Origin of the sequence: Saccharomonospora saliphila YIM 90502 (assembly GCF_000383795.1) — a bacterium.
In the GTDB taxonomy this organism is placed as follows: Bacteria; Actinomycetota; Actinomycetes; order Mycobacteriales; family Pseudonocardiaceae; genus Saccharomonospora; species Saccharomonospora saliphila.
Genome location: NZ_KB912662.1, coordinates 1 through 2,687 on the forward strand (window position 1 = coordinate 1; position 2,687 = coordinate 2,687).

At 71.4% G+C, this 2,687-nt stretch carries 2 protein-coding genes and 1 pseudogene; 1 reads left to right on the forward strand and 2 read right to left on the reverse strand.

Annotated features, from left to right (window positions below):
* A pseudogene (locus tag SACSA_RS26755) lies at positions 1–399 on the reverse strand (hypothetical protein); the annotation flags it as partial.
* A 204-nt stretch (positions 400–603) separates the two neighbouring features.
* Positions 604–1,347 (reverse strand): GntR family transcriptional regulator, encoded by a 744-nt coding sequence (locus tag SACSA_RS0110560; protein WP_019815723.1) that lies wholly within the window; start codon positions 1,345–1,347, stop codon positions 604–606.
* A 168-nt stretch (positions 1,348–1,515) separates the two neighbouring features.
* Between SACSA_RS0110560 and SACSA_RS0110565 the strand changes: the two genes are divergently transcribed.
* A complete protein-coding gene (locus SACSA_RS0110565) occupies positions 1,516–2,532 on the forward strand; it encodes an SIS domain-containing protein (RefSeq protein WP_198009045.1) in 1,017 nt (338 codons plus the stop codon).
* The last annotated feature ends 155 nt before the right edge of the window (positions 2,533–2,687 follow it).

Sequence of the window (2,687 nt, forward strand, 5' to 3'; positions counted from 1 at the left end):
GAGCGGGGACGCGCCGGACACGGGCGGCAACGCACGGGTGGACTCCGGGCCGGGCTGGGGTCCCGGCCGTGGTAGCCGCACGGTGGCCTGGTCCGGTGTCGTATCCGACGTGCCGCCGCCGTGCGCACCCCCCGACGGGTCCGCCGCACGGCGGGTGCGGACCCGGGGCAGTGATCTGGCCGCCGCCTTGGTTTTGTCCAGCGAGCGCACGTACACCTCGCTGCCCACCGTGGTCACCACACTGATCAGGCCCGCACCGAGTACCGTGCCGTACACACCCAGTGTCGAACCCAGGAACGCCGCGGTGACGGCCGCGAGTGCGGCGGCGGCGACCTGGGCGGGGCGGATGGCCGATTCCTTCGGATTCTTCGCGCCGGCCCGCTTCTCGTCCTCGGTCATGTTCTCGATTCGCTCGCGACTGACGTATCGACCCCTCAACGAACGAATCGCCCGCCACGCTCCCGGTGTTTCACGACGTGAGCACCATTACCGGCAACGAAAGACGGTGCGTCCACTGTGGATACGAGTATGCGAACACACCGCCATGGCCCGGCGTCGCACGGTGACCCCCGCGCGGCGCCCGGCTCGGCGCGGCCGGTGCGCTCAGCGACGCGACGGGCGGGTCAGCGTCGTGACGAACTTGTACCGGTCGCCACGGTAGATCGAGCGGACGTACTCCACCGGTTTGCCGTCGGCGGCGAAGGTCTGCCGGGCCAGCAGCAGCACCGGCATCCCGACGTCCGCACCGAGCAGCTCGGCCTCCTGCGGGCCCGCCAACGACGTCTCGATGGTCTCTTCGGCCCGATCCAGCTCCACGCCGTAGCGCTCGCGCAACGCCTCGTACAACGAGCCGCCCTCCTCGACCTGCCTGCGCACGCCGCGGAACCGCGCCAGCGGCAGGTGACTGCTCTCCAGCGCCATCGGCTCGTCGTCGGCGAGCCGCAACCTGCGCACCCGCAGCACCTTCGCGCCGGTACGCAGGCCGAGCAGCCTGGGCAACTCGCCCTCGGCCACGACCTCGTCGATCTCGAGCAACCGCGACGAGGGCTCGCGGCCCTGAGCGCGGATGTCCTCGGTGTAGGACGAGAGCTGGAGCCGCTGGGCCAGTTTCGGCTCCGCGGCGAACGTGCCCTTGCCCTGCACCCGGTGCAACCTGCTCTCCGCGGTCAGGTCGGCGAGCGCCTGGCGCACCGTCGTCCGGGAGACGGTGAACTCGGTCGCCAGCGACCGTTCCGTGGGGATGGCCGACCCGGCGGGAAGCGACTCCAGCAGGTCGAGCAGGTGCTGTTTGAGCGCCCAGTACTTCGGCTCCCGCTGGGTCCGCTGGGCGGGAAGCGTCTCAACCATGACCGAACTCCCTCACTGCGACACCTACCCCCTCACCTCGAACGTACCCTTCGGATAGTACGTTGAACGAGCCGAGTATTGGTCTAGACCGCTTTTAGGCGCACGCGGCGGCCCCTTCCGGCCGCGAACGGGGTGAGCAGGGTGAACGACGGCAGCCCGGGACGGCACATGCGTGCCGAGATCGACCAGCAACCGGATGTACTGGACGGCCTCGTGCGGGCCCGCGCGGACATCGCCGCCGTGGCCCGCGCGATCGCCGACCGCCCCCCGCGATTCGCGCTGCTGGCCGCGCGCGGTTCCAGCGACCACGCCGCGCTGTACGCGAAGTACCTCCTGGAGGTGCTGCTCGGCCTGCCGACCGGGCTGGTCTCGCCCTCCACGACCACGCTCTACCACGCCCGGCAGGATGTGCGGGACGTGCTGCTGGTGACGGTCAGCCAGAGCGGCGGTTCGTACGACCTGCTCGAGGTCACCGAAACCGCGCGGGCCCGGGGCGCGCTCACGGTGGCGGTGACCAACAACCTCTCCGCACCGCTGTCCGAGGCCGCCGAGCTGGCGGTGGACGTGCGCGCCGGCCGGGAACAGGCCGTGGCCGCCACCAAGAGCTACACGGCGACGCTGCTCGCGCTGTACCTGCTCGTGGACGCCGTGCGCGGAGGCTCCGGCGAGCACGTCCGCGACATCGGGCGGCTGGCCGAACGCACGCTCGCCGACTCCGCGGCCGAGGTCGAGCGCGCGGTGGACCGGTACCGCTTCGCCGACCGCGTGGTCACGGCGGCGCGCGGCTACTCGTACGCGACCGCGCTGGAAGCGGCGTTGAAGCTGGCGGAGACCAGCTACCTGTCCGCCCGCGCCTACAGCGGTGCCGACCTGTTGCACGGGCCGGTGGCCGCCGTGGACGCCGACACCGCCGTGCTGGGTGTGACCAGCGCGGGACGTGGCGGCGCCGCGATGCGGGAGGTGCTCGACGCCGTCGCCGAGCGCGGAGCCGACGTGCTCGGCGTCGGTTCGGCGGCCGCGTCGATGCCCACCGCGTTGTCCGTCCCGGTGCCCGAGACCGCCGAGGAGGTCGCACCCGTGCTCGAAGTGCTGCCGGTGCAGCGGCTGGCCCTGGACCTCGCGCTGGCCCGGGGGTTCGACCCGGACCGCCCGCGCGGGCTGCACAAGGTGACGCGCACACGGTGACCGGCGTCCTGCTTGCTAACATCGGGTTGTCCCACAAAGCGATACTACAATCTCGCGATTTGGGATGTCCACATTCCGAGAAGTGAGTCCGCTCGCTACGCGACACGGTTACGGAGGAGCCCTGATGACCGAAAGGCGGGGCCGCACACTGGCGG

Excerpts from the sequence above, each read along its gene's own strand:
- SACSA_RS0110560 (WP_019815723.1), bottom strand. The coding sequence starts at position 1,347 with ATGGTTGAGACGCTTCCCGCCCAGCGGACCCAGCGGGAGCCGAAGTAC.
- SACSA_RS0110565 (WP_198009045.1), top strand. The coding sequence starts at position 1,516 with ATGCGTGCCGAGATCGACCAGCAACCGGATGTACTGGACGGCCTCGTG.